At 69.3% G+C, this 24,749-nt stretch carries 25 protein-coding genes; 12 read left to right on the top strand and 13 right to left on the bottom strand.

Features of this window, described 5'->3' with window-relative positions; all coding sequences use genetic code 11:
- Positions 1-7: 7 nt before the first annotated feature.
- From AB0230_RS05090 to AB0230_RS05080, 3 genes are all read left to right on the top strand, one after another.
- On the top strand, positions 8-631 hold the full coding sequence (locus AB0230_RS05090) for a hypothetical protein (RefSeq protein ID WP_366374334.1): 624 nt from the start codon (positions 8-10) through the stop codon (positions 629-631).
- 22 nt (positions 632-653) lie between these two features.
- On the top strand, positions 654-1,367 hold the full coding sequence (locus tag AB0230_RS05085) for a hypothetical protein (protein ID WP_366374332.1): 714 nt from the start codon (positions 654-656) through the stop codon (positions 1,365-1,367).
- Positions 1,368-1,475: 108 nt separating this feature from the next.
- Entirely contained in the window at positions 1,476-1,871 is a 396-nt protein-coding gene (locus AB0230_RS05080) for a hypothetical protein (protein WP_366374330.1), read from the top strand.
- A gap of 73 nt (positions 1,872-1,944) precedes the next feature.
- Here AB0230_RS05080 and AB0230_RS05075 read toward each other — a convergent pair whose 3' ends face one another.
- The gene (locus AB0230_RS05075) at positions 1,945-2,187 is read right to left on the bottom strand and encodes a hypothetical protein (protein ID WP_366374328.1); all 243 of its coding nucleotides are present in this window, start codon (positions 2,185-2,187) and stop codon (positions 1,945-1,947) included.
- Between the two features lie 180 nt (positions 2,188-2,367).
- Here AB0230_RS05075 and AB0230_RS05070 point away from each other — a divergent pair, with 180 nt between their 5' ends.
- The 3 genes from AB0230_RS05070 to AB0230_RS05060 all read left to right on the top strand — a co-directional run bounded on the left by AB0230_RS05070 (position 2,368) and on the right by AB0230_RS05060 (position 3,654).
- Complete coding sequence (locus AB0230_RS05070) at positions 2,368-2,565, top strand: hypothetical protein (RefSeq protein WP_363390724.1); 198 nt, start codon at positions 2,368-2,370, stop codon at positions 2,563-2,565.
- Between the two features lie 384 nt (positions 2,566-2,949).
- On the top strand, positions 2,950-3,126 hold the full coding sequence (locus tag AB0230_RS05065; RefSeq protein WP_363391226.1) for a hypothetical protein: 177 nt from the start codon (positions 2,950-2,952) through the stop codon (positions 3,124-3,126).
- A 186-nt stretch (positions 3,127-3,312) separates the two neighbouring features.
- Complete coding sequence (locus AB0230_RS05060; protein ID WP_366374325.1) at positions 3,313-3,654, top strand: hypothetical protein; 342 nt, start codon at positions 3,313-3,315, stop codon at positions 3,652-3,654.
- Positions 3,655-3,747: 93 nt separating this feature from the next.
- Here AB0230_RS05060 and AB0230_RS05055 read toward each other — a convergent pair whose 3' ends face one another.
- Entirely contained in the window at positions 3,748-4,125 is a 378-nt protein-coding gene (locus AB0230_RS05055; RefSeq protein WP_366374323.1) for an ATP-dependent DNA ligase, read from the bottom strand.
- Between the two features lie 144 nt (positions 4,126-4,269).
- On the opposite strand from AB0230_RS05055, the gene AB0230_RS05050 reads away from it, so the two are divergent.
- Positions 4,270-4,578, top strand: a complete 309-nt coding sequence (locus AB0230_RS05050; protein ID WP_366374321.1) for a hypothetical protein — start codon at positions 4,270-4,272, stop codon at positions 4,576-4,578.
- A 10-nt stretch (positions 4,579-4,588) separates the two neighbouring features.
- On the opposite strand, the gene AB0230_RS05045 is transcribed toward AB0230_RS05050, so the two are convergent.
- Positions 4,589-4,873 (bottom strand): hypothetical protein, encoded by a 285-nt coding sequence (locus tag AB0230_RS05045; protein WP_366374319.1) that lies wholly within the window; start codon positions 4,871-4,873, stop codon positions 4,589-4,591.
- 205 nt (positions 4,874-5,078) lie between these two features.
- Between AB0230_RS05045 and AB0230_RS05040 the strand changes: the two genes are divergently transcribed.
- Entirely contained in the window at positions 5,079-5,723 is a 645-nt protein-coding gene (locus tag AB0230_RS05040; protein ID WP_366374317.1) for a hypothetical protein, read from the top strand.
- Between the two features lie 102 nt (positions 5,724-5,825).
- On the opposite strand, the gene AB0230_RS05035 is transcribed toward AB0230_RS05040, so the two are convergent.
- On the bottom strand, positions 5,826-6,782 hold the full coding sequence (locus AB0230_RS05035; protein ID WP_366374315.1) for a hypothetical protein: 957 nt from the start codon (positions 6,780-6,782) through the stop codon (positions 5,826-5,828).
- A 394-nt stretch (positions 6,783-7,176) separates the two neighbouring features.
- On the opposite strand from AB0230_RS05035, the gene AB0230_RS05030 reads away from it, so the two are divergent.
- Positions 7,177-8,346: a Fic/DOC family N-terminal domain-containing protein gene (locus AB0230_RS05030; RefSeq protein ID WP_366374313.1), complete on the top strand. Its 1,170-nt coding sequence runs from the start codon at positions 7,177-7,179 to the stop codon at positions 8,344-8,346.
- Positions 8,347-8,649: 303 nt separating this feature from the next.
- On the top strand, positions 8,650-9,126 hold the full coding sequence (locus tag AB0230_RS05025) for an SRPBCC family protein (RefSeq protein WP_366374311.1): 477 nt from the start codon (positions 8,650-8,652) through the stop codon (positions 9,124-9,126).
- Between the two features lie 123 nt (positions 9,127-9,249).
- Here the strand turns inward: AB0230_RS05025 and AB0230_RS05020 are convergent, their stop codons facing one another.
- Genes AB0230_RS05020 through AB0230_RS04980 form a run of 9 tightly spaced genes read right to left on the bottom strand, consistent with a single transcriptional unit; the run spans position 9,250 to position 18,758 of the window.
- Positions 9,250-10,260: a LacI family DNA-binding transcriptional regulator gene (locus AB0230_RS05020; RefSeq protein WP_315993735.1), complete on the bottom strand. Its 1,011-nt coding sequence runs from the start codon at positions 10,258-10,260 to the stop codon at positions 9,250-9,252.
- 12 nt (positions 10,261-10,272) lie between these two features.
- On the bottom strand, positions 10,273-11,106 hold the full coding sequence (locus tag AB0230_RS05015; RefSeq protein ID WP_366374308.1) for a hypothetical protein: 834 nt from the start codon (positions 11,104-11,106) through the stop codon (positions 10,273-10,275).
- A complete protein-coding gene (locus tag AB0230_RS05010; RefSeq protein ID WP_366374306.1) occupies positions 11,103-12,017 on the bottom strand; it encodes a sugar kinase in 915 nt (304 codons plus the stop codon). Before AB0230_RS05010 ends, AB0230_RS05015 begins: the two co-directional genes overlap by 4 nt.
- Positions 12,017-13,297 (bottom strand): DUF4038 domain-containing protein, encoded by a 1,281-nt coding sequence (locus AB0230_RS05005; protein ID WP_366374304.1) that lies wholly within the window; start codon positions 13,295-13,297, stop codon positions 12,017-12,019. Before AB0230_RS05005 ends, AB0230_RS05010 begins: the two co-directional genes overlap by 1 nt.
- A 30-nt stretch (positions 13,298-13,327) precedes the next feature.
- Positions 13,328-14,593, bottom strand: coding sequence for an enolase C-terminal domain-like protein (locus AB0230_RS05000; protein WP_363577784.1), 1,266 nt, complete (start codon positions 14,591-14,593; stop codon positions 13,328-13,330).
- Positions 14,590-15,471, bottom strand: a complete 882-nt coding sequence (locus AB0230_RS04995) for an NAD(P)-dependent oxidoreductase (protein ID WP_366374301.1) — start codon at positions 15,469-15,471, stop codon at positions 14,590-14,592. The genes AB0230_RS05000 and AB0230_RS04995 overlap by 4 nt, the downstream gene beginning before the upstream one ends.
- Positions 15,468-16,397, bottom strand: a complete 930-nt coding sequence (locus AB0230_RS04990) for a carbohydrate ABC transporter permease (RefSeq protein WP_315993729.1) — start codon at positions 16,395-16,397, stop codon at positions 15,468-15,470. The genes AB0230_RS04995 and AB0230_RS04990 overlap by 4 nt, the downstream gene beginning before the upstream one ends.
- Positions 16,394-17,338: a sugar ABC transporter permease gene (locus tag AB0230_RS04985; RefSeq protein WP_315993728.1), complete on the bottom strand. Its 945-nt coding sequence runs from the start codon at positions 17,336-17,338 to the stop codon at positions 16,394-16,396. The genes AB0230_RS04990 and AB0230_RS04985 overlap by 4 nt, the downstream gene beginning before the upstream one ends.
- Before the next feature lie 58 nt (positions 17,339-17,396).
- The gene (locus AB0230_RS04980; RefSeq protein ID WP_363387329.1) at positions 17,397-18,758 is read right to left on the bottom strand and encodes an extracellular solute-binding protein; all 1,362 of its coding nucleotides are present in this window, start codon (positions 18,756-18,758) and stop codon (positions 17,397-17,399) included.
- Positions 18,759-18,960: 202 nt separating this feature from the next.
- Between AB0230_RS04980 and AB0230_RS04975 the strand changes: the two genes are divergently transcribed.
- Both AB0230_RS04975 and AB0230_RS04970 read left to right on the top strand, forming a co-directional pair.
- A complete protein-coding gene (locus AB0230_RS04975) occupies positions 18,961-21,939 on the top strand; it encodes a sugar-binding protein (protein ID WP_366374298.1) in 2,979 nt (992 codons plus the stop codon).
- A gap of 58 nt (positions 21,940-21,997) precedes the next feature.
- Complete coding sequence (locus AB0230_RS04970; RefSeq protein WP_366374296.1) at positions 21,998-24,748, top strand: family 78 glycoside hydrolase catalytic domain; 2,751 nt, start codon at positions 21,998-22,000, stop codon at positions 24,746-24,748.
- Position 24,749 lies beyond the last annotated feature (1 nt).

The following is a 24,749-nucleotide window of genomic DNA, read 5'->3' as shown; positions in this document are numbered from 1 at the left end:
CCCTGACATGCAGCTTCGCGACCTATCCGACGCGTTCTGGTGGATACGACGACTGATCTTCCGGGTCGACCGCCTCGAAGCCGGGTCAATGCTCGAGAACTCATCCATCAGCAACGGCCGCATGCGGTTCATTGGTGGCCTCCTCCTCATCGACGAAGGCGGCGCGCTGCAGGTCGTAGGACGCCTCGACGGAAACGGAAACTTCGAATGGTCCGGTCCCTGGAGATTCGACTCGGGAAACGGTGAGATCTCTGGCGACGTCAAGCTGACCGGAGAGTTCGATCTCATCGGAAGGCTCATCAACGGGGACATCCGCATCGAGGGCAACCGCATCCACGTCGGAGGCATGACCCTCGACCCCACCGATCACGGCGGCTCAGTCACGTTCCCCAACGGATCCCAGGTCTTTACCGACGACGACACGATCCAGGTGTTCAAGGGCAACAGCGTCATGCAGGTCAGCGACGACTACGCACGTCTGCAGAACGGGGGGAACGTCGTCGAGATCGACCCGATGGGGATACGCATGTCACCCGCCGCGATCCCCTCCACACCTGGTACCGGCCTACCTATCGCGGGTGTCGTCATCCAGTCGGCCATGGGATACCTCCGCAAGTCAGACGGCACCTGAAATCACTCGAAGGGAAAGACCAATGGCACAAAATCTCAATGACGCGTTCGCCTGGATCCGCGACCTTCATACCGAAGTAGCGCGCCTCAAGTCCGGGGCGTTCCTCGAGAACTCGAGCGTCTCGCAAGGCCGCATGCGCTTCATCGGCGGGCTGCTGCTGATCGATTCCGGCGGCACCCTGCAGGTAGTCGGCCGCTTCGATGGGACGGGTGACTTCGAGTGGTCCGGTCCGTGGCGGTTCAACTCCGGCGACGGCGAGATCGCGGGAAACGTCAAGCTCACGGGAGACTTCGACCTGACCGGGCAGATGGACGTGACCGGCGGGATTGAGATCCTCGGACCCGGCAAGATAAAGGTCGGGAACGTCGTCATCGAGAACGGCAAGATCACCGCCGGCACTGGGGCGGCGCAGGTCACGATCGACGGTGAAACAGGCAAGGTCAGCGCGGGCGATATGACGATGGATCCGACCGTCTCCGGGGGCGCGCTCACGTTCGCGAACGGGGCGCAGGTCTTCACCGACGCGGGAACAGTGCAGCTCTACAAGGGGAACAGCGTCGTCCAGGTCACGGATGGCTACGCACGTCTGCAGAACGGCGGAAACGTGGTCGAGATCAACGCCAACGGCATCCGCATGTCGCCCGGAGCTGTTCCGGCGCGGACCGGCACCGGACTACCCGCCGGCGTCATGATGCACGGCGCAGACGGCTACGTCCGCAAGTCGGACGGGAGCTAAGGACGGCCAGACGCCTCCCCGGCAACCCTCCCCCCGGGGTGCACCTTTGCTCGCTCCCTCGGCATTGCGAAATCCCTCCCCGTACCCCCCCCTAGGCGGTGAAGCATCATGTCGAAGGCTTTGGTTCTCGGCGAACGTTCGAAGCGACCGCTATCTGAGGTCGCTCGGTTCGTTGTTGCCCCGACGGGGATCGTCGACTCGACGTGGTTCGATCTCGAGGAACGTTACGACGAGTGCGAGATCTCTCCCCGTCGTTTTTTCCACACCCCCACCTCACTTAGGACGGACCACGGATTGAGCAGAGGACTCGGAACCACACAGCAGCGCGTGCTCGAGCAACTGCGCGACCTGAACGTCGGCGCAGGTGTTCTGCCCGGAGACAACGGCGGAAACACGCGGCGCGCGGCCCACACTCTCGCGAAACGCGGGTTAGTGAGCATCGAGTATCTGAGCGTCTACGGGCGCCGCAGACTAGTTGTCCGTCTGATGCGCACCCGCGCCTGACGATCTCCGTGTGTGAAAGTCGCAATGCCGAGGGAGCGAAGTTCGGGCATGGGTGGGGGTGGGGTGCCCTGGTCTAGTTGCCGTCGAAGTGGACGCGCAGGTCGGGGTCTGCGGTGAGCTCTTCGGGTGTGATGGCGTCGCCGGTCATGAGTTTGAGTGCGGTGCCGAGTGCTCGAGCTTGTCGGGCGAAGAGTTCGATCTGTTGCCCGTCCGGGAGTTGGACATTGATGATGAACTCGTCGTCGCCAGCCGCGGGCGTGCGTGTGACGACGAGGGACATGTTGATACCGGACACTTCTGCGATGGGCTGAGACATAACGGCAGGCTAGGGCGCACCGCCGACATCGCGAGCGCTTGGGCCGGTTCCCAGTTGTCCAGGTCGAGGGGTGTCCGTCGCGTAGACGGCCCTGAGGCCAGATCGTGAGCACGATGGCGGCCGTTTGGTCGACGCAGTACCCCCCTGTCTGGCTCTGCATGTGCGGCGTAGTGTCCGCTTATGGGTGAGACAGAGAACGACGACGAGGTTGCGGCCGAGCATTGGGATGATGACGGCGGGCAATCTGCGGCGAAGATGAAGAAGGACCGTGCGGATCGTTGGGATGAGGCGACGGGCGCGCATTGGCACGAGTATTTGCCGACTGCGGAGACGCAGGCTCGGCGTGACGTGGAAGTGGATCGGGAGCAGAGGGAGTAGGCGCGAACCTATTGTTAGTCAAGTCCCGAGCCGGTTCGCAGCGATGGAGAATAAATTCATGCGCGAAGGTCCCCGCCGCCAGTAAGAGGGGCATCAAAGGTGCCTGACGACGGGGACTTTCGCACGCTATCGGCCCTGTCCCCCAAATGGGGGGGCGTATCTTTCGCTGCAGTATTACTGGTAGACACTTCGACGTTCGTCGTTTCCCGCCGATCGAGGGGCGGCAGGCGGCGAGTTCGCGTTCGAGAGCCGATCGATTCCGGTGCGGGTCAGTAGGCCACCTGCGGAGGGCCTTGACGAGACACTGCGAAAGTGCAGTCAACCGAAATGCGGCCATTTTCTCGCTGCAAATAGTGCCCCCTATCTATTCGACGAGAAGAGCGTATGGTCACGAATATGTGGATAACTCTTCTCGTCTTACTGGTCGCTTGGGCGGTGCTGACGATCGTCGGGTTCACGTTCCAGGGGCTGCTGTGGCTCGCCATTATCGGCATCATCCTCTTCGTCGCCACCATCATCTTTGGCATCATTCGCACCCGCGCGGGCCGTCGAGCCTCCTAATCGGAACGCCCGCAGCACTCTTCGCGCTGACCCTGAAAGGGTTCGAAACCCATGTCCACCCCAAACCACGCAACGCGCGGGGCTCCGACCCCGACCGCTTACCCCAACCCCCTTGGGCTGACTTCCGTTCTTCCCGGCTCACTGCCGCCCAGTCTTGGGACTCTTAACGCCCCCGAGACCTACCAGGTGGACGCTGTGTTCAGCCGACGCCCAGAGCCCCAAGAAGTCTCCGCGATCCACTCGCCAGACAGCCTCAAAGCGCTCAGCGCGGCCGGGTACCCCGAGGTCACGCTGCGCGTGTCGGACAGGCGTCTCGAAATCAAGAACACGAACCTCGACCAACTTCAGGATGGTCTGGCAACCTTCATCGCCGACCACCTTGCCGCGATCACAGCGAGCCTGCAGAAGGAACGTCTCGCGCAGCAGTCACGGCTGGCAGCAGCGGCAGAAGCCGAAGGATCCCGAGCCGAAGCCATCGGCGCGAAAGCCGCCCGGATCGCCTTCGTCCGCACGCCCGCGACGCTCTAGCCGCAGGTCCACCACCGCGGCCCCCGCCTTCAACGAAGCAGGCAGGGGCCGCGCTTCTGCTCCCCGGCGAGGGTGTCGCAGATGAGACACCGGTCAGTCCACGGAGCTAGGGGGCGCGTCGGTGGGGACTTCCTTGAACGTCATAGGTTCTCCCTGCGTCTCAGGGGTGTACTCGCCCTGAGGTTCGGGAACGATGTAAAGACCTCGTCCTGAGTTGGCCGTATAGGTGAGCGCGTGCAACCAAGCCGGGTTGAGACTCGGGGTCCGACCCCCGCTGTACTTAAAAACGAGCGATACGCGCGGGTGAATGTACACGGTCGTGCGGCCGCCGCCCGTGCTCATGTCGTCTTTCCAGGTGAAGGTGAAACTCTCGACCCGTCTAATCTTGGCCATCATCACGGCTTGGAGGTGAGCGAGCAGGCGGTCTTCGAAAGTGACCGACGTGTTCGACTCGTAAGTAAATTTGCCCATGGCTCCTCCTGCTAGCGACTGGATCGGGGCCTGGGCAGGTTTCAATGGGTGGCCCGACAGCGTCGAGTGTCGGCAGTGTGCGACGTGCTCCTCACCCATTACAACGGGGGTGGTGCGATCGGGCAAGCGCGGTACCGTTCACGCATGTCGGACAGTATCGAGCGAGTGCAACTGACCGTCGGTCATACCACCTTCCCTCTCGCTCCTCTGGAAGCCGTCAAAGAGATCGAGGCTCAAGTCTTAGGCGCGACACGCGCTGGGGGTGGATTTCTGAGGGTCACGACAGATGGCGGTCAGCGACTTAGTATCTTCGTCGCGTCGACGACGTCGATAGTGATCACCTCCAATACCGTCGCGCTCGACAGCGCAGCGGCCGACGGCGACGCATCAGTTCGTCAATCGCAGCCGCCAGACGTCTTCGGTGAATGCGACGACCCGTACGACTACCTCTAGCGCGCGCGGGTCATCGCGTGCGATCACGTCCGGTCTTCTCTCCCCAGTCGGCGGCTGGCGGACCGGGATTGCCCATCGTCGCGAGGTAGGCGACGTGCACCTTGTGGCATGCGAGACGGAGCGTGTGGGCCCACCCGATGACCTCACCTCGCACGGTCACTCTGTATGCGACTTGTTCACCGTTCATGACTCGGCGGATCTCGATAGATCCGTACTCACGGTCCTGCGGGTCGACCATCCGCCATGTGCCTGTGGGGCCTTCGACGGCCGCCATGATGGGGTGCCACTTCTCCACGGTGCGCCGGATCCTTCCTCCGGCCGAGAGGACACCAGGCTACGGTGGACCGCCGACATCGGGGCCGAGCGAGATCGCGTAAGCCGCATCACCAGCCAATGACCCACCACCCCAATTCTCCGGTCGGCTCCCCCACCGGTCCGTCCGCAAAGCTTTGCGATGAGGCGCCTACTGTGTATTTGTGGAGATTCCTAAGCGTCGGCCAGTGGAGCCATCTGCGGAAGAGCTCGAGAAGCTGAACGCGGAGCGGCGACTAGCGCTGTACGTGGGCTTGTATGTGGGCGGTGTCAACAAGCTAGACGGGACATTGACCGTGCTCATCGGGAACCTTGTTTACAAGGAGCACGCTCGTTTGGGTCTGGCGGCGGGCGAGTCGTATTCATCGAAGGTTCGCATGATCTCTGCCCTCTGGCCGCGGGCGTGGACAGGTCGTGATCGGTTTTTGAATGGCTTGCGGGACGTTGGGGCCCACCGGAACAAGCTCGCACACTGGTCACCCGGACCTGACTGGACAAAAATCTTCGCGTCGGAGACCGAATTTGAGGATGGGGATCTGCCGTACCTGCTCGAGAGCGGACGGTTCGACCGCCGCGGCTTTCCCGTGAGTATGTCCTTTACCCCGGCGGCCTTTTGGAAGTGGCATCTGCGTCAATCGATGCTCTACTACGTCTGCGACGCAATGTTCTTCACCTTGGATCTGCATCAAGAGACGTTCCCCCCATTTGATCTGCAGGAGTTCTTGGACGGAATGGCCACCTCATCGGTCTTCACTGGGTGGGCAAAGGATCCGCGTTGGGGTGCCGACGTGCGACTGACGTTTGGTGAGCCGTCCGTCGACGAGCCTTGGTGAGAGCATGCTTCGTCCAGCGGTACTCGAACCCTTCGGGCGTGCGAGGACCGTCGCCCGCGTGTGAGGGGGATCGGAGCGGCGCGGCCGGCTCGGGTTATACGGTCACGGTGGGCCGCCGACATCAGGTCCGCCGAGGGGATCCGGGTAACCCTCATCGTCAGGCATCAAACGGACTCCGCGGACGTCGACGATCGGGAGGGGGCGGTCTAGGAGCTCGGCCATGCGCTTAGCTAGGCGCGCCGACTTCTGTGACCGGTCCATCTGAACGCGAGGTATTGCCGCCTGGACGATTGCGGCGAGGTCGGTGTACATGCCACGCAACTCGATGTAGCTCTCCGCGAGTGACGGCGTGTCCAGGTTCAACCACCGGCGGAGAGTAGCGATCGTCTCAAGATCCCGCTCGTGCCATTGGCGCAGCCTCGCCGCCTCATGACTGTCCTCATCGTCTAACATCCACCAGCGCGGGCCATCCCGGTCGACGGTCAGATCGAAGCGCTCCTGCTCCCGGGTCAGTTCGTCGAGTAGCCGCATGGCCGGGTCAGGGTCAGCCTCGATGAGTGCCACCAGGATTCGCTCGAGAGCCGGCCACGGGATGAACGCTCGGTGATCATCGACGATCGAATCGGGGTGCCCCATCAGGGATTGGACGTCCTCTCCCACCTCAGCCCGGAAGGTCTGTACATCGAAGATCTCGAGGACACCTCCCGCCCCGTTGTAGTAGAGGTCGGCCGTACCTGGGTGGATGTAGCCGGGCAGAAGCCGTGACGCGAGATCCGTGACCAGCGTCTTCGGGGCATGGGACTGCAAGCGGTGCAGGGCGTCGACAGCGACCAAGTACACCCCCCGCGCCTCCCACGGAACCTCGAGTCGCGCCGCCGGTACCCACTCGGCGGTCCCCCTCATTTCCGGGTCGAGGTGCTGGATCCGTACGCGCTTGGGGGCATCGCTCGGCACAACCAGAAGCACCACGCGCCTATAGACGCGCTTCGGAACGTCCCGGTAGAGCCAATCCGCGCCCTCGTCCTGAGTTGCGAGGGGACGGCGGTGCTCATCGGGCATCACTGGGAGCCCACGCTGCCTGCGCACCTTCTGTTCACGCGGGGCAAACTAGCAGCGTCCACCATGACGGCCAAGCCCCTCCAGCTGGTACGGGGCGGGAGACCGTGTCGGGCGACGGGAGTCTCCTCCGGTGGTGCATACCAAAGTGTCAATTGGGTTCGCAAATCGACACGCGTAGCACCCGGCGGCGCCTAGGAGATTGATACAGGCGGGACCTTAATTACACCGGTGTAACTATTGGTCCCGCGCCTGTTGGCTTTCATTGCCCTCACCACACTGTTGGCGAGCTTCATATCTACTCAGCCAAATGTTAGTTTTTGCGTGATAACTTTCATTTGTGGATGTCACGCGGTTCGAAGCTAGCCCCGTCGGTGCGCTTGTTCCCATCTCGGGGATGGACGGTCGATTCAATCGCTCCTATGAGCACGTTGCGTTCGTCGCGTCGCCGCTAGGAGAGGAGCCGTCGTTCGCCTCCTCGACCTGGCACGCGGTGACCGCGGCGAGCCGCGCGCTGGCTCGTCTGGATCAGGCGTCTCGGTTGGTTCCAAACCCCCGAACGTTCCTGCGCCCCACGTTGCGTCGCGAGGCGCAGAGTACCTCGGCGCTTGAGGGCACCTTCGCACCCCTGGAGCAAGTGCTTGCATCCGACGCGACCGACGAAGCGTCTAAGAGCAAGGAGCTCCGCGAGGTCTTGAACTACGTCGAGGCTGCGACTCTTGCATACGACATTGTGGAAGATGGTCGACCGCTGAACGTCGGATTGATCGAGACCGTACATGGAATCCTGGTCCGCGGCACGGACGCGGACACTGACCAGGCTGGACGTGTCCGTACCACTCAGGTGGCCATCGGTAGCCCGACGGGCGCCATCGAGGACGCGCGATTCGTTCCAATGCCGGCCGGTACCCAATTGAACGTGGCTGTCCAGGATCTTGTGCGGTGGATTTCGGACGCCCCTGGTGACCGCGATCCAATTGTTGCCGCAGCTATGGCTCACTACCAGTTCGAGACGCTTCATCCGTTCAACGATGGCAACGGCCGTATCGGGCGCCTGATGGTGGTGTTGCAGTTCATGGTCGACGGCCTTATCGGCGAGCCGCTGCTGAGCGTGTCGCCGTGGTTCGAAGCTCGGCGCACCGAGTACCAGGAACGACTGGCCCACGTTTCAGCCACCGGCGACTGGGACGAGTGGGTTCGGTTCTTTGCCCAGGGGGTTGCCTCTTCGGCCGAGGACGTGGCGCTTCGCGTCGACCGCATGCTGGCGGTGCAGGCCCGATATGTTCAGATTCTCCAAGATGAAAACGCGAAGGGTGTCATCCGAGACATCGTGGATGCACTCGTCGCGGACCCAATCGTCACCGTCTCGATGATGTGTGAGCGGTTCGGAAAGACCCCGCCCGCGGTGTCGCAAGCTCTGCAAAAGCTCGTCGATTACGACATCCTCGTCGGCCCGTTTGGAACGTATGGCCGGCAGTACCTTGCGGAGGACATGTTTGCGGCCGTGACCTCACCGGTGGGGAAGGTGCCAACGCGCGATGCGCCGATTCGTCGGGACCGTCGATGACTCTGATTGAGGCTCCGGCCATCTCAGGGATAGTCAGCCGCGGTGTGCCACGCGGACAAGAGTTCGTGACAACGGGCTGACAACAACTGAGCGACGCTGACCGGACACGAGGCGATCTCTGCAAATCGAAACAGCGCAGAATCTGAGGAAGTGTCATGGCGTGAAGCGCGCGGCGCGGCTCGCATGGGGGTTCAAATCCCACCGTCACCGCCACCACGAAGGCCCTGAATCCTCACGGATTCGGGGCCTTCGTCATGTTCTTCCCGAGATGTGCGGACAGGTGCGGCCTGCCACGATGAGTGCATGCCCGTCATCGAGTCCCGCTGCGTCGTCCCGGTCGATCCGAGCACGGCGTTCGCCGTCTCGCAGACCACCGGTGAGATCCGCAAGCGATGGGATCCGTTCATCCGACGCCAGTACTTCGTCGACGGCGCGACCGCCCCGGGCAAGGGCGTGCGGACCCACACCGTGCAGCGTTTCGGCTTCCGCATGGAGAGCGAGTACGTCTCGTACAACCCGCCGTCGAACGTCGGCATGAAGATGACGAAGGGGTCGTGGTTCTTCGAACGACTCGCTGGCGGGTGGAAGTTCACCCCCGTCGCCCACGACCCGCACAGCACTCTCGCCGTGTGGCGCTACAACTTCGCGTGCCGCCCCCGGTGGCTGGCGCCGCTCGCCGAACTGATCGGCGCGCTGCTGCTGCAGCACGACATGGACCGGCGCATCCGGGGCTTCGCTCGAGGATGCAGCGACCCGCTCGTGCTGGCCGCGGTGCGCTGACCGCGTCGCCGGCGTAGGGCGACGGGGAGCCCCGTTGTGCGGCGGCTCGATTTCTCTCGATCCCGTCACCGATTCCGGCGAAGGAACGACACTCGGGCCCGCGCTCGAGGAACCGCCTCGCGCTCAGCGGGCGGTCGAGCGACCGAGGACGAGCTGCGCGGGCTCGACGTGGCGGCCCGGGGCGTATTCGGTGCCGCCGATGACGTCGGCGAGGTAGTTCGCGGCACGGTCGCCGAGAGCGCTCAGGCGCAGATCGATCGTGGTGAGACTGTCGTCGTCCTGGCCGGTGGAGCCGGCGAGGTTGTCCATTCCGGTGATCGCGACGTCGTGGGGGACGCGGATGCCGGCCTCGGCCAGCACCCCGGCGACGGCGGTGGCGATCGTGTCGTTGCCGCAGCACACGCCGTCGAAGGCGACGCCCGAGGCGATGAGGCGCTGGGCGGCCGCGCGGCCCCACGCCTGCGACCAGTCGCCGCGCAGCACGAGGGCGGGGTCGAGCGCGAGTCCCGCCTCGCTCAGCGCGTCGGAGAGCCCCGTCGAGCGGTCGCGTGCGGAGCGGTCGTGGTCGGCGGCCGAGACGTGGGCGATGCGACGGCATCCGATCGAGACGAGGTGCTCGCCGGCGAGGCGACCGGCCCCGTAGCCGTCGTGGAGGAACGACGCGTCCTCGGCGTCGTCGGAGTGGCCGTAGGCGTAGACCACGGGCACCGTGAAGCCGGCGCTGATGGAGTGGATGTCGGAGCTCGAGCCGTCACCGATCACGAGCAGGCCGTCGATGCTGCGGGCGCGGAGCTTGCGGGCCGTCGCCGCGAACAGGGCGCGGTCCAGATGGGCGTCGGAGACGAGCACGGAGAGGTCGCGAGCGCCGAAGGCGGTGGTGGCGCCGGTGAGCACCGGCATCGTGAAGGCACCGGGGGCGTTCACGGTCAGCACCGCGACGGTGGCGCTGCGCCCCTGCGCGAGGAACTGCCCCAGGGCGTTGGGCTGGTAGTCCAGGCGCTTCGCGACGGCCAGGATGCGTTCGCGCGTGGTCTCGGAGACCTTGCCCTGTCCGCGCAGCACCTTCGACGCCGTGGGAACCGACACTCCTGCCAGAGCCGCCACGTCGCGGAGGGAGATCGCGTCTTTCGCCATTGCGGATCGATCTTAGGCCGTCGCGGCGCCGATGCCGCGGACGTGCAGGGTCACCGTCGAGCGCACCGTCGCCCCGGGGGCGACCTCGATCGAGCCGAGGGCGTCGCCCGGCTGGGCGTACGGGTCGGACGAGGGCTCGAGTCCCACGGCATCCACCTGCGCCCACCACGGGAAACCGGTCGATCCGCGGCGCTCGCGCCAGACGAACAGGCGGGGGAAGAGCCGCGCGTCCCAGCTCAGCGCGAGCGCGAGCTCACGACCCTCGACGGTGAGCGAGCCCGCGGCCCCCGAGACGTCGTCGAAACCCGCCGACGGCGGCGGGGCGACCGCGAGGCCGCCGCCGCCGGTCGAGACCGCGGCGTCATCGAACAGATCGCCCGCGAAGGCCGGGTGCTCCGCCCACCCGATGCGGACGGTCTCGGACGAGTGGTTGTGCACGGCGGTGTCGACGCGCAGCCCGCTCTCGACGAGCGAGACGACGCGGTCGACCTCGAGGGGGACCGTGCGCAGGTGCACGCGGGCGCGACACGAGCCGCCCTCCTGCGACAGCGTCCACGTGCGCCAGGCCGCCTCGCCGTGGAACGGCTGCGTCGGCGCGACGCCGGCGGGGGCGTCACCCGCGCGCGGGAGCAGGACGTGCCACCCGCCCGGGTAACGGCGGTGCCACTCGCCGCTGGAGTCGGGGAGCGAGAACGCGTCGCGCGCCTCGTCCGCCCAGGGGGTGGTCGCGAGGATCTCCCGGCCGGTCGGCACATGGGTCAGGCGGGCGATGCGCGCCCCCTCGGCGTCGACCTCGACGAGCAGGTCGTCCGATCGCAGCGCGACGCGCGCCGGCCCGGCGCTCACGCGGCGACCTCGGCGAGGCGGTCGCGGGAGGGGAAGCCGGTGTGGTCGCCCGGGTCGGCGACGACGCGGGCGGCGCACCACGCGGCACGGCGCAGGGCTCCGTCGACGGGGAGCCCCTCGAGGACCGCGGTGATCCACCCGGCGGCGAACGCATCGCCCGCGCCGACCGGGTGGTGCGGCGGGGGGATCTCCACGGCGGGCGAGCGTCGCACGCCCGCGGCGTCGCCCGCGACGGCTCCGTGGCGGCCGAGCTTGACCACCACCGTGCGCGGTCCGCGGGCCAGGAGGGTCGCGACGGCCTCCTCCGCATCGTCGAGGCCCGTGAGCACCCGCGCCTCGTCTTCGTTGCACAGCAGGGTGTCCACGTGCTCGATCACGTCGTCGACGGCGTCACGCAGCCCGGCGTCGTCGATGAGCTGCGGCCGATGGTTCGTGTCGAGCGAGACCGGGATGCCGCGACCCGCCGCCTCGTGCACCACGCGTTCGAAGAGCGCACGCGGCCCCTCGCCGAGGGAGGCCGTGATGCAGGAGACGTGCACCAGGTCGACGTCCGCGAGATCGTCGGCCGTGAAGTCGGCGGCGGTGAGTCCGGAGGCCGCCGAGCCGACGCGGTAGTGCTCGCTGCGCACCAGGTCGTCGCTCAGGCGCTGCTTGACGATGAGACCGGTCTTCTCCCCGGGCGCCGCGCGCACGAAGCGGTCGTCGATCCCCTCGGCCGCCAGCGTCGCGCGCACGAGGCCGGCGAAGGCGTCGTCGCCGAGGCGCGACATCCACGACGAACGGTGGCCGAGACGAGCCACGCCCACGGCGGTGTTCAGTTCGGCTCCGGCGACGGCGACCATCGACGGCTCCCCGCCGGCATCGACGAAGAAGGTCGCGAGCGCCTCGCCGAGGGTGAACACGTGCGCCATCAGCGGCCGATCGGTGCGAGTCCGCGGATGACGTAGAGGGCGTCGCCGGGGAACTCCGGCTGCGCGAGCCGCACGCCGCCGTCGACGAGACTCCAGCGCGCGGCGTCGGGGCGGCGCGCGGCGAGGTCGTACACGCTCACCTCGAGATTCGCGTCGGCGCGCCCGCGCAGGGTCAGGGCGAACGCCTCGGGCGCGTACACCGCGACGACGCCGTCGGGCGTGCGGCCCGCGACGGCGCCGGAGGGTTCGTCGACCAGCAGATCGTCATCGCCGTCGAGGCCCCACAGCCGCTCGGCATCCACGATGCGCCGCACGAGGGCGACGTCGTCGGCGCCGGGGAATTCCGCGGCCACCGCGAACGGGAAGGGATCGCCGTGCACGTCGGCCGCGGCGAAGCCCTCGCCCCGCCGGTGCCACGACCACACGCCGTGCGCGCCGTAGCCGAGGCCGGCCGCGGCGCCCGCGACGACACCGGTCCAGCTCGCCCGGCGGACGTCGGCGGCGGAGTGCCGCGCGCGCCCGGCGAAGCGCCCGAGCCCCTCGTAGCAGGGCTCGAGGTTGATGATCGGGCGGTCGACGTCCATCGCGCGGTAGTACCGGGTCAGCTCGGCGGGGAGGGTGTCCCAGGCCTCGTTGTGACCGGACTGCAGGCCGTGGAAGTCGAGCAGTCCGCCGTCGGCGAGGGATGCCGGCATCCGGGCCGTGGGAGTGTCGTGCCAGGTGATCAGCTGGTCGGGCGCGAGCTCGCGCACCTGCGCCGCGACCGCGCTGTAGCGCGCGAGAGCGGTGTCGTCGTTGAGGTCGTCGTCGCCCGAGACGATCCAGACCGGGTCGAAGCGCGCGAAGCGGGCGACGGCGTCGGCCACGTACGACGCCGTCTGCTCGGCATCCATCACGTGATCCGGGGTGAGACCGGCCCCCCACGTGCCGGGCACGAAGTTGTTCCACAGCAGCACGAGCATCGGCGTGAAGCCGTGCGCGCGGGCGGCGGCGAGCACGCGCTCGGCGTCGTCCCAGTAGGCGGGGTCGCCGGCGGCGAAGTCGAGCCGCCCGTCGCGGATCGCGTAGGGCGAGAGCGTGCCGCTGGAGCGATCGTGCTCGATCGGCAGGATGCTGAACAGCAGCGCGTTGAACCCCTGACGACGCCGGCGCTCGAGGTGATCGAGCCACTCGTCGGGGCGGGCGCCGCCGAAGGCGGCCCAGACGGTGTCGGCCAGGAGGAAGGCGGGCTCGCCGTCGCGGAGCAGCCAGCGCCGCGAGGGCGCGAGGGACCAGGTCATGCGGGATCTCTCTTCGAGGGGGCGGAAGGGTCAGGGGGCGATCAACGCGCCGTCGGGCGCGCGCACCTTCGCGGCCCACGCGTCGTGGCCGGACAGCCCCGCGGGGAAGCGGGCGGCGGCCTTCTCGTCGACCTCGATGCCCCACCCGGGGGCGTCGTTGGGGGTCAGCCAGCCGTCGACGATGTCGATCATGCCGGGGAACACCTCGTGGGCCGCCTCGTTGTAGACGTGCCCCTCTTGGATGCCGAAGGCGGGCGAGGTGACGTCGAGGGCGACGGCGGCGGCGACCGCGAACGGCGAGGCGTCGCCGGGGGAGTGCCAGGCGGTGCGCACGCCCTCGATGTCGGCGAGGACCGCGAGGCGCCGGGCCGCGCTCACCCCGCCGACGTCGGAAAGGTGCGCGCGCAGGTAGTCGACCTGGTGCTCGCGCACGAGCCGGGCGGCATCGGTGAACGAGGTCGCCAGCTCGCCGACCGCGATCGGCACGGGTGACGCCTGACGCACCTCGCCGAGACGGTGCCAGTGCTCGGGGGCGAGCACGTCCTCGACGAAGAAGGGGCGGTAGGGCTCGAGACTGCGCGTCAGCGTGATGGCCTGGCTCGGGCTCAAGCGCGAGTGGACGTCGTGCAGCAGTTCGACACCGTCGCCGAGCTCTTCGCGCACGTGCGCGAAGAGGCGCGGCGTGGCGACGAGGTAGTCCTCGACCCGCCACCCCGCGGCGTGCTTCGCCCAGGCGAACTCGCCGACGAGCGGGGGCGCCCCGTAGTGGCCCGCGCCCTGCTGGCCGGACTGGATGCGCACGTGACGCTGTCCGGCCGCCATGAGCTCCCGGACGTGGTCGGTGGTCGCCGCGGCATCCGCGCCCTCGGCGTGCAGGTACGTGTCGGCGGCGGCGCGGACCCGCCCACCGAACAACTCGTACACCGGCATCCCGGCTCTCTTGCCGGCGATGTCCCACAGCGCCATGTCGAGCCCCGACAGCGCGTTGTTGCCGACCGGTCCCTCGCGCCAGTACCCGGTGAAGCGCACGAGGCGCGTGAGGTCGTCGATGTCGCCGGGGTAGCGGCCGACGACGAGCGGGCGCACGTGCTCGAGGAACGCCACGACCGCCTTCCAGCGCTGCGTGAACGTCGCACAGCCGTAGCCGTAGAGGCCCGGCTGGTCGGTGTCGACGCGCACCACGACGAGCGGGATCCCCTCGGGGGCGGTGACGATCGCGCGGAGGTCGGTGATGCGGACGTCCTCGCGCGGTAACCAGGGCTGTGGGAAGGCCGTGTCGGTCTCGGCGAGGGTCATCGTTCGCTCCTGATCAGGGACGCCCGTTCGGTGGCGGTGCCGTCGTGGATGGATTCGCTCGGCGCGAAGCCCAGCAGGTCGCGGGCCGCGCTCGTGTCGACGAGGGCGGCCCGCCCGACGACCGGGTGCGCGAGGACGGTGCCGGGGGCGTATCGCGCCACCAGCTCGGCCGAGTCGATCGGCAGCAGGGTGTCGGCGGCACTGAGGGGGATCACGGGCGCGCCGACGACGTCGGCTTCGAGCGCGCGCTGCACCGCGCGGGTGGCGTCGTGCATCGTGAGGTACGCCCAGCCCTCGCGGGCGAGCCGACCCGGGTCGGCCTCGAACTCGAGGGCGACGTCGCGCAGCACGTCGGGCCACTTCACCAGGGGGAAGCGCAGCGCGACGACGTCGAGACCGTAGCGGCGGTGGGCGTAGGCCGCGGTGCGCTCGTCGACGAGCTTGGACAGCGAGTACGCATCGGCGATGTCGGGCGGCGTGTGCGCGTCGAGCGGGAAGGCCGGGGGGAACGCGCCGTGGGGGTTGTTCGGGTATCCGATGGCATTGATGCTGCTGGCGATCACGGCCCGACGCACCCCTCGCTCGCCGGCGCGGGTGAGCACGGTGAAGGTCGCGGCGGTGTTGACGCGGAACACGTCGATGGGGGTGCCGAGGGTGGGGTGCGGGATCGCGGCGAAGTGGGCGACGGCGTCGACGTCGTCCATCGCGCGGTCGACCACGTCGGGCGAGGTCGCGTCCCCCTCGACGAGGCGGTCGGCCGGGTGGTGCGACGAGAACGACAGCGACAGGGCGGTGACGGAGTGACCGGCGGCGACGAGGCTCTCGCTGACGGCGCGGCCGATCTCTCCGTCGGCCCCCGTGACGAGGATGCGGCTCATCCCTTCACCCCGCCCGCCATGCTCGCGCCCCGCAGGAACTGGCGCTGGAAGACGAGGAACAGCGCCACCGGGATGACGAGCGAGAGGAACAGCGCGGCCATCTGCACGCTGAGCTCGGTCTGATCGGCCAGGCGCGGCAGCGCCACCGAGACCGGCTGGTTGTCGGGGGTGGGCAGCACCAGCAGCGGCCACAGGTAGTCCTTCCACGACGCCACCACGGTCAGCAGGCCGACGACGCCGAGGATCGGTCGCGCCAGGGGCAGGACGATGCTCCACAGGATGCGAAGCGGGCCGGCGCCGTCGATGCGCGCCGCCTCGTACAGGTCGGCGGGGATCGCCTCGAGGAAGCGCGAGATGATCAGCACGTTGAAGGCCGTCGCGCCCGCGGGGAGCCAGACCGCCCACCACGTGTCGATGAGCGAGATGCCGAGGACCGGCAGTTCGCGCACCGTGAGGTACAGCGGCACGAGCGAGACGATGCCCGGGATGAAGAGGGTGGCGAGGATCGCGCCGGAGAGCACCTTGCCCCAACGCGGGCGCAGCACCGTGATGACGAAGGCGGCGGTCGTCGAGACGAGCAGCGTGGTCACGACCGAGCCGGCCGCGAGGATCGCGGTGTTGGTGAGGTAGTGACCGATGCGGCCGCGTTCCCACGCGATGCCGAGGTTCTCCCACTGCACGACGCCGCTGGAGAAAAAGGAGAACGGGCCGCGGATGAGGTCCTGCGTCGGCGAGACCGCCGCGAGGGCGAGCCAGACGATCGGCCCGAGGCCGGCGATGATCAGCGCCGCGAGCACGAGGACGTGACCGACGCCGAGGCTGATCCGCACGGAGGGGCGCGAGCGGTCGGCATCCGAGATGTTGGTGCGGGTGAGGGGCTCGGGGGCGGCGGCGGGGCGGCGGCGACCGAGGGAGAGCAGGCTCATGAGCGGCTCCAGCTGCGCGTGAGGCGGAAGTAGGCCAGGGAGAACAGGCCGAGGACGAGGGCGAGAAGCACGCTGAGCGCGGTCGCCGCCCCGTAGTCGACGCGGGTGAAGGCGTAGTCGTAGATCGTCATGAGCAGCGTCTTCGTCGCTCCCTGCGGACCCCCGCCGGTGAACAGGAACGGCTCGGTGAAGACCTGCATCGTGCCGATGATCTGCAGCAGCAGCATCGTGCCGATGATCCCGCGCATCTGCGGGAGGGCGACGTGCCAGACGCGGCGCCAGATCCCGGCGCCGTCGAGCTCGGCGGCCTCGTACAGCTCGCCGGGGATGCTCGTCAGCGCCGCGATGTAGATGATGACCGCGGTTCCGGCTCCCGCCCAGGTGGTCTCCAGGACGATCGAGGGCATGGCGCTCGCGGGGGAGTTGAGCCAGGGCAGGGGACCGATGCCGACCCACCCGAGGACGGTGTTGAACAGGCCATCCGCGTCGGGGGCGTAGAAGAACTTCCACAGGAGGATCGCCACGACCGGCGGCACCATGACGGGCAGGTAGGCGAGGGCGCTGAAGTACCAGGCGCGCGAGCGCATCTCGGAGATGAACACCGCGAGGGCGAGCGGCACCGGGAAGCCGAAGACGATGGCGAGCACCGTGTACAGCACCGTGTTGCCCGCGGCCTGCGGCAGACCCGGATCGCTCAGGACGTAGACGAAGTTGTCGAGACCGACGAAGTCGCTCTGCCCGGTCAACACGACGCGCTGCACGCTCATCACGAGCGAGCTGAGGATGGGTCCCCACGAGAAGTAGGCGTAGACGAGGATCGCCGGGGCGGCGATGAGCAGCGCGGTCAGGCCGGGGCGCCAGGGGCGTCGCCGGCGGGCGGTGCGCGCGGGAGTGGCGGTGGTTCGCGCGGCGGTGCGCGGACGCTCGTCGAGATCGGTCATGGACGTCTCCGGGGGAGGGAGGGGCGGGCCGCGCGGCGACCCGCCCCGGGTGGGGTGATCAGCGGCTGAGGCGCGACTGCACGTCGGTCTGAGCGGTGCTGAGCAGGGAGGGGATGTCGGCGTCCTGATCGGTCAGGACCGTCTGGACGACCGTGTCGAGGGCGCCGTACACCTCTTGCGCGTTGTTGACCGGCTCGGCGACGACGGGGATGGATGCCGACGCGTCGAGATACGGGGTGAAGTTCGCGCTCGGGACGTTGATGTAGTCCGCGATCCAGTCGAAGTACGTGGAGTACTGGTCGCTGTTGACGACGGGAAGCCCCGGGAGGCCCGTGACGGAGCCGGCCTCGTTCGACGCCTTCGCATCGTCGACGGCGGTGGTCTCGTCGAGGTAGCGCTGCAGGTAGAAGAACTTCACCCACTTGACCGCAGCGGCCTGCTGCTCGGCGCTCGCCTTCGGGTCGACGATCTGCACCGTGCCGCCGCCGAGGGTCCCCTCGTCGGCCTTGGCCTGCGGCATCCCGCCGATGCCGAAGCTGTCCGCGGGCAGCTTCAGGTTCTGCACGATGTTGTAGTACGAGTCGCTCGCGCCGATGATCATTCCGATCTTGCCGGCGGCGAAGTCCTGCCCCTGGGTGGGGATGTCGTAGAGGGTGTTCTCAGGCATGGTGCCGTCCTTCCACCGCATGTCGCTGATCAGCTGCAGCGCCTGCGTGGAGGGCTTGTCGTCGAAGGTGGCCTGCGAGCCGTCCTCGTTCTCGACGGTGCCGCCGAACGAGTAGGTCATGCCCGAGAACTGCCACCCGCCGGTGTTCGCGGTGGTGAGGACGGAGAACCCGGCGGCGCCCGTGGCGTCGTGGATCTTCTTCGCGGCGGCGCGCACCTCGTCCCAGGTGGCGGGCGGGGAATCGGGGTCGAGACCGGCCTTGGTGAACAGCTCGCGGTTGTAGACGAGGCCGAAGGAGTAGGCGTTGGTGGGAATGGCGTAGGCGCGCCCCTCGCTGTTCTCGGCGAGCTTGAGCACCGTGGGGTTGAGGCTGTCGAGGAGGCCCTCGTCCTTCAGGACGTCGGTGAGGTCGGCGGCCTGGCCCCGCTTGATGAGACCGGCGGGTTCGGTCAGCGGCACACTCATGACGGTGGGCAGGCTGCCACCGGCCGAGAGTGCCTGGAAGGTCGACGCGTCGTAGCTCGTCTCGACCGGCTCGAGAGTGATGTCGGGGTTGGCCTGCTGGAAGGCTTCGACACGCTTGTCGAAGTAGGCGCGGTCTTCGGGGCGGTCGGCGCTGGGCCGGTCGCCGATCTGGATCGAGACCTTGCCGTCGGTGGTCCCCGTGGAGGGGGAGCTGCAGCCGGCGAGGGCTGCGACCGACAGGCCGCCGAGTGCGATCACGGCGGCGACGGAACGGACACGTTTCGTCATTGAAACTCCTTGGCGAAGAGCGGAAGCAAGAGGGAAATCGCTTGCCCTGAGATGTCTAGCACCTCATGGGCTGAGCGTCAAAGCGTGATTCGCTTCGGCGCGCCGTCGCGCATTCCGGTGTTGACAGATCGATCAGCCTCTCCCACACTGCTGGAGGGCAAACGCTTGCCTAGATTCCGAATCCGCTCGACGAGGAGAATTCGTGTCCGCCACTGCTGGAAACCGTCCCCCGCGCGTTCGCGGCGGCCTCATCGGGACGGGGTTGCTGTGCGCAGCGCTCCTGGTCCCGGCATCCCCCGCCCTCGCCGCCGCTCCGAGCGTCGCGCTCACACCGCTGGTCACCGGCAACCTCTTCCGCCAGGGGGAGATCCCGCGGATCGCCTATGCCACCGACGCCGCCCGGGTGGCGTGGACGGTCACCGACCAGACCGGCGCGGTCGTCGCCGACGGCGCCGAGGATGCCGACGGCACGCTCGAGCTGCCGGCATCCGGCCTCGGCTGGTACGCGCTCGCCGTCTCGGTCGACGACGACGCCGCGCGGGCCGAGACGAGCTTCGCCGTGCTGCCCGATCGCGATGCCGCCGACTCGGCGACCGCACGTTTCGGAGCGGCGACGCATTACGGGCAGTCGTGGAGCGTCGACTCCCTGCCCACGCTGGCCACGGGCGGCTTCGCCCAGCTGCGCGACGAGGTGTACTGGAGCGAGGTCGAGACGCAGAAGGGCGTGTACGACTGGGACCGCCCGCGCGCGGAGTTCCTCGACGCGGCGCGGGAGGCCGGCGTCCGTCCGCTCCTTCTCGCCGGCTACGGCAACCCGCTCTACGACGGGGGCGACGGGCCCACGAGCGACGAAGCCGTCTCCGCCTACGCGGCCTACGCCGCCGCCATGGCGACCGAGTTCGGCGACCAGGCCACGGGGATCGAGCTGTGGAACGAGTGGGACCTGGGGCTCGGGGGCAACACCCGCACCTCGCCCGAAGACTACGTGAACCTTCTCGCCGCGGCCTCCCCGGCCGTCAAGGCGGCGGCGCCCGACCTGCCCGTCATCGGGCCGGCGGTGGCGAACCTCAACACCGATTGGCTCGAGCAGACGTTCCGCCTCGGGGCGCTGCAGTACGTCGACGGGATCGTGCTGCACCCCTACAGCTACCCGGTCTCGGCCGACGCCCTCGACGACACCCTCACGCGCATCGACGCGCTCGTGCGGCAATACAACGGCGGGGTGAGCAAGCCGCTGTGGATCACCGAGCACGGCTGGCCCACCGGCACCAACGCCCGCGCCGTCTCGGAGCGCGAACAGGCGTCCGACATCGCCCGTTCCGCCGTGATCGCCGCGGCGCACGACGCCGCGCGCCACTACGTGTACGACCTCGTCTCTGACGGCGTCGACCCGGCCGAGACCGAGCAGAACTTCGGTCTGCTGCGCGCCGCCGACGACACGCGCGGGGCCTACACGCCGAAGCCCGCTTTCGCGTCGTACTCCGTCGCCGCCGCGCAGCTCGAGGGAGCGACCTCCGCCGGTCGCGACGACGCCGTCGCGGGGGTGCGGCAATACCTCTTCGACACGGCGGAGGGCCCGCTGCGCGTGCTCTGGGCGGATACCGCGCAGACCCTGCGGCTGAGCGGCACCGGCGCCGTGACGGTGACCGACGCCTACGGCCGAGCCGACACCCTGGATGCCGACGGCGGCGACGTGGTCGTCACGGTCGACGACGACCCGCTCTACGTGCGCGGCGACGTGACCGGCGCCGCAGCATCGGAGACGTCGGTCTCGTTGGACGGCGGTGTGGTGGGAGCGGAGGTGACCGGTCGCTGGAGCGTCGCGGGCCGCTCGGACGGCGCGGCGACCACGTGGCGTCTGAACCTTCCGGACGGGCGTGCGTTCACACAGAGCACCGACGGCACCGCACCCGCGACCACCGCCATCTCCGCGCCCGCACCCACGTCGACGGGATCGTACGAGACCGTGGCGCGGCTGTTCGACGGCGACCGCGCCGCCGGCGTGCTGCGGGCGCGCACGACGATCGAGGAGCCGGTCGCCCTGACCGGAACGCAGGCGATCTCGGCGGACGGCACGGACGTGCTCCGGCTGCGCCTGAGCAACGCCTCGGCATCCGACCTTCCCCTCCAGTCCCTGACGTACACCCTGGGCGGAACGGATGCCGCGGCCGACGTGCCCGCCGTCCTGCCCGCGAGCGACGCCGTGACCGTCGACGTCCCCCTCGGCGAGCTCGACGCGCGCACGACGTTCTCCGCGGAGGCGATCGTCGACGGCGCCGCGGTACGGGTCGAGGGCGCCGTGGCGCCCCTCGACGTCGCCGCTGCCTATGGTGCGGCCCGCCACCGCGTCTCGGTCGACGGCACGCTCGACGACCTGACCGGCCTCACACCGGCGACGTTCACCCCGGAGGGGACGGACACTCCGCCCGCCGTCGACGACCAGTCGGCGCGCGCGTGGCTCACCTGGGACGACGACGCGTTGTACATCTCGGCCGAGGTCGTCGACGACGTGCACGACCAGCCGGCGACGGGCGCGAACATCTGGCAGGGCGACTCCGTGCAGTTCACCGTCGCCGGTGGCGCGCCGGGGGCGGCGAGCGTGTGGCACGAGTTCGGCATGGCGCTCACCTCGGAGGGGCCGCAGCTGTACCGCTGGCTCTCGGTCGGTCAGGGTGCGGGCGTCGTGCCCGGCACCGAGGTCGCGATCTCCCGCGATGAGGACACCCACCGCACCGTGTACGAGGTGTCGGTGCCCTGGACGGCGCTCGCCGGAGTCGATCGCGACGCCGCGCTGCTGTCGAGCGCGATCATCGTGAACGAGGCCGACGGCCAGGGCCGTGACGGCTACCTGGCCTGGGGCGGAGGCATCGCCGCCGAGAAGGACTCGGCGCAGTTCCACGCCGTGCGTCTGCTCCCCGCGGTCGAGCCGGAACCGGGCACCCCGACCGACCCGGGCACTCCGACCGATCCGGGGACTCCGACCGACCCGGGCACCCCGACGCAGCCGGGTGGCGGCCGGGGGTCGGCGGACCCCGCGCCCGATGCCGGGGGTGCCACCGGCTCGGGGGCGCTCGCGAGCACGGGGACTCCCGCGGTGCTCGGCATCCTGTTCCCCGCCCTCGGCGCGCTCCTCCTCGGCGCGGGAGCGCTGATCGTCCGCCGGCGACTCGCCCGGCGCTGACCCCTCTCGCGATGCCGCCGTCGTGTCCGGCGGCGGCATCGCGACCGAAAGGACCCGTGTGATCTCTCCGTCCGTGCGGCTGATCGGCCCGCGCATCGGCCGCCGCCGCGACGTCTCCGTCGCCGCGGAGCCCCGCCCTCCCGTGTCGTGGACCGTCGACGCGCCGACGGGATGGCGGGCCGAGAGCGCCGAGCTGCGTCTCGACGACGCCGAACCGGTCGCGGTGCCCGCCCACGGGGTGCTGGTGCCGTGGCCCTTCGCCGACCTGGCCGCCGGCGCCCGCCACACTCTGCGCGTGCGCGTGCGAGGCGTCGACGACGAATGGATGCCGTGGAGCGGGCCCGCCGTGATCGAAGCGGTGGTCTTCCCCGGGCCCTGGACGGCGCCGCTGCTCGCCATCGACGGCCCCGACACGGAAGCCGCGCCGTTCGCCGTGCGGCGCGAGATCTCCGTGGCCGACACCGTGATCGCCGCGCGCCTGTGGGTCACGGCCCACGGTGTCTTCGACGCGGCGATCGACGGCATCCCGGTCGACGACGCGCTGTTCGCGCCGGGGTGGACGGCCTACCGGAAACGGCTGGGTCTCGCCACGACCGACGTGACCGCGCTGCTGCGCCCCGGCGCGACCCAGGTGCTGTCCGTCCGCGCCGCGGGCGGGTGGTTCACCGAACGGTACGGGTTCGGCGACACCGCCGAGCGCTTCTACGGCGACCAGGCCGCCGTGGGAGCCGTGCTGCGGCTGACGCACCGCGACGGGCGCGTCGAGGAGATCGGCTCCGACGAGCGGTGGCGGCTGACGCGGCGCACCGAGATCGTCTCCAGCGGGCTGTACGCGGGCGAGCGCGTCGACTTCCGCCGCGCGCAGGGCGGGTGGCGCGAGCCCGGTTTCGATGCGTCCGGGTGGGAGACCCCCGCGTGCATCGCGCCGATGAGCCTCCCGGCGGTGATCGACGTGGAGCCGGTGCGCCGCGTACGCACCCTCCGCGGGTCGCGGGTGCTACCGAGCGCCGCCGGCACCCTTCTGCTCGACGTGGGCGAGAACGTCGTCGGGCGGGTGCGGCTCGTCGCCGACGGGGTCGCCGGCTCGCGCGTGACCGTGCGGCACGCCGAGGTGCTCGAGGACGGCGCCCTGAACGTCCGGCCCCTCCGTGCGGCGGCGGCGGTCGATGAGTTCGTGCTCGACGGGACCGGGCCCCGCGCGTGCGGACCGGCCTTCACGTTCCACGGGTTCCGCTACGTCGAGATCACCGGCGGTGCGGTCGATCCTGCGAGCGTGGTGATCGACGTCCTGCGCACCGACCTCCGGCGCACCGGATGGTTCTCGTGCTCCGACGATCGGCTCGACCGACTGCACGCCAACATCGTGCGCAGTTTCGAGGGCAACGCGCTCGCGCTGCCGACCGACTGCCCGCAGCGCGACGAGCGTCTGGGGTGGACGGGTGACGCGCAGGTGTTCGCCGCGACGGCGATGACGCTGTTCGACGCCGGCGCCTTCTACGCGTCCTGGCTGCGCGACCTGCGCGCCGAACAGGAACCGCGCGGGGGACGGGTCCCCACCGTCGTGCCCGACCCGCTGCCGGCGCTCGGCGACGTGATGGCCGCGGGATGGGGGGATGCCGTGACGATCGTGCCGTCGGTGATGGCCGCTCGTCTCGGTGACGAGGCGATCGTCGCGGAGCTGCTGCCCTCGATGCGGGCGTGGGTCGACGCCGTCGCCGAGGCGGCGGGACCCGGGCGGCTGTGGGAGACCGGCTTCCAATACGGCGACTGGCTGGACCCCACCGTCTCGCGCCCCGACAAGGCCAAGGCCGACCCGGGACTCGTCGCGACGGCGTACTTCTTCCGCTCCGCCGACCTGGTCGCGCGCGCCGGCGGCGGGGAGTCCTACGCGCGGCTGGCGGAGGAGGTGCGCGCCGCGTTCTGCGAGGCGTACCTCACCCCGGCCGGGCGTCTGGCATCCGATGCCCCCGCCGCCTACGCTCTCGCGCTCGCCTTCGGGCTCGTCCCGGCCGAGCGCCGACAGGCCGCGGCCGATCGTCTCGCCTTCCTCCTGCGCGCCGGCGGATACCGGATGGCGACGGGGTTCCTCGGCACTCCCGTCGTGCTCGACGCGCTCCTCGACAACGGCCATGAGGCCGCAGCCGAGAGCCTGCTGCTGCAGACGATGTGTCCCTCGTGGCTCTACCCGCTGTCGATGGGCGCGACGACGATGTGGGAGCGCTGGGATGCCGTGCGCCCCGACGGGACGGTGCATCCCTCGGGGATGACGTCGCTCAACCACTACGCGCTCGGTGCCGTCGGCGACGTGCTGCACCGCCGGGTGGCGGGCCTGGGGGTCGAGAAGGCGCGCGTGCACGTGCGGCCGTGGTTCGTCGAGGCCCTCACGTGGGCGGAGGCGGTGCACGACACCCCCTTCGGTCGCGCCCGGGTGCGGTGGCGGCGCGCGGGGGAGGCGATCGCCGTGACGGCGACGGTCCCGCACGGCATGCTCGCGCGGGTCGAGCTGGGCGATCGGCCGGTGTTCGAGGTCACGGCGGGGGAGCATCGGTGGATGGTCGACGCACCGCTCGCGCCGCCGCGAGAGCCGGTCGGCGTCGACAGCGACCTCGCCGTCGTCGCCGACACCCCCGGCGCGTGCGCGGTCGTGTCGGCCGCCCTGGGCGCGCACGACGTCGACATGCAGGTCGAGTTCGACGCCTACATCCGCTGGGTGCCCGGCCGCCTCCTGCGTGCCGAACTCGCCGCCGTGGCCGCGCCGCCGGCGGTGGTCGCCGCCGTCGACGCCGCGCTGCGCGATCTGGATCGCTGAG

The organism is Microbacterium sp. NPDC089190, from assembly GCF_040701795.1.
Lineage (GTDB): Bacteria > Actinomycetota > Actinomycetes > Actinomycetales > Microbacteriaceae > Microbacterium > Microbacterium galbum.
This window is presented reverse-complemented; position numbering and strand designations above follow the sequence as displayed.

Bases quoted from the DNA above. Each gene is read 5' to 3' on its own strand.
- AB0230_RS05035 (WP_366374315.1), bottom strand. From the start codon at position 6,782: ATGCCCGATGAGCACCGCCGTCCCCTCGCAACTCAGGACGAGGGCGCG.
- AB0230_RS05085 (WP_366374332.1), top strand. From the start codon at position 654: ATGGCACAAAATCTCAATGACGCGTTCGCCTGGATCCGCGACCTTCAT.
- AB0230_RS04985 (WP_315993728.1), bottom strand. From the start codon at position 17,338: ATGACCGATCTCGACGAGCGTCCGCGCACCGCCGCGCGAACCACCGCC.
- AB0230_RS04995 (WP_366374301.1), bottom strand. From the start codon at position 15,471: ATGAGCCGCATCCTCGTCACGGGGGCCGACGGAGAGATCGGCCGCGCC.
- AB0230_RS05080 (WP_366374330.1), top strand. From the start codon at position 1,476: ATGTCGAAGGCTTTGGTTCTCGGCGAACGTTCGAAGCGACCGCTATCT.
- AB0230_RS05055 (WP_366374323.1), bottom strand. From the start codon at position 4,125: ATGGGCAAATTTACTTACGAGTCGAACACGTCGGTCACTTTCGAAGAC.
- AB0230_RS05050 (WP_366374321.1), top strand. From the start codon at position 4,270: ATGTCGGACAGTATCGAGCGAGTGCAACTGACCGTCGGTCATACCACC.
- AB0230_RS05065 (WP_363391226.1), top strand. From the start codon at position 2,950: ATGGTCACGAATATGTGGATAACTCTTCTCGTCTTACTGGTCGCTTGG.
- AB0230_RS05030 (WP_366374313.1), top strand. From the start codon at position 7,177: ATGGACGGTCGATTCAATCGCTCCTATGAGCACGTTGCGTTCGTCGCG.
- AB0230_RS05010 (WP_366374306.1), bottom strand. From the start codon at position 12,017: ATGGCGCACGTGTTCACCCTCGGCGAGGCGCTCGCGACCTTCTTCGTC.
- AB0230_RS05070 (WP_363390724.1), top strand. From the start codon at position 2,368: ATGGGTGAGACAGAGAACGACGACGAGGTTGCGGCCGAGCATTGGGAT.
- AB0230_RS05000 (WP_363577784.1), bottom strand. From the start codon at position 14,593: ATGACCCTCGCCGAGACCGACACGGCCTTCCCACAGCCCTGGTTACCG.
- AB0230_RS05025 (WP_366374311.1), top strand. From the start codon at position 8,650: ATGCCCGTCATCGAGTCCCGCTGCGTCGTCCCGGTCGATCCGAGCACG.
- AB0230_RS05005 (WP_366374304.1), bottom strand. From the start codon at position 13,297: ATGACCTGGTCCCTCGCGCCCTCGCGGCGCTGGCTGCTCCGCGACGGC.
- AB0230_RS04990 (WP_315993729.1), bottom strand. From the start codon at position 16,397: ATGAGCCTGCTCTCCCTCGGTCGCCGCCGCCCCGCCGCCGCCCCCGAG.
- AB0230_RS05075 (WP_366374328.1), bottom strand. From the start codon at position 2,187: ATGTCTCAGCCCATCGCAGAAGTGTCCGGTATCAACATGTCCCTCGTC.
- AB0230_RS05090 (WP_366374334.1), top strand. From the start codon at position 8: ATGCAGCTTCGCGACCTATCCGACGCGTTCTGGTGGATACGACGACTG.
- AB0230_RS05020 (WP_315993735.1), bottom strand. From the start codon at position 10,260: ATGGCGAAAGACGCGATCTCCCTCCGCGACGTGGCGGCTCTGGCAGGA.
- AB0230_RS04980 (WP_363387329.1), bottom strand. From the start codon at position 18,758: ATGACGAAACGTGTCCGTTCCGTCGCCGCCGTGATCGCACTCGGCGGC.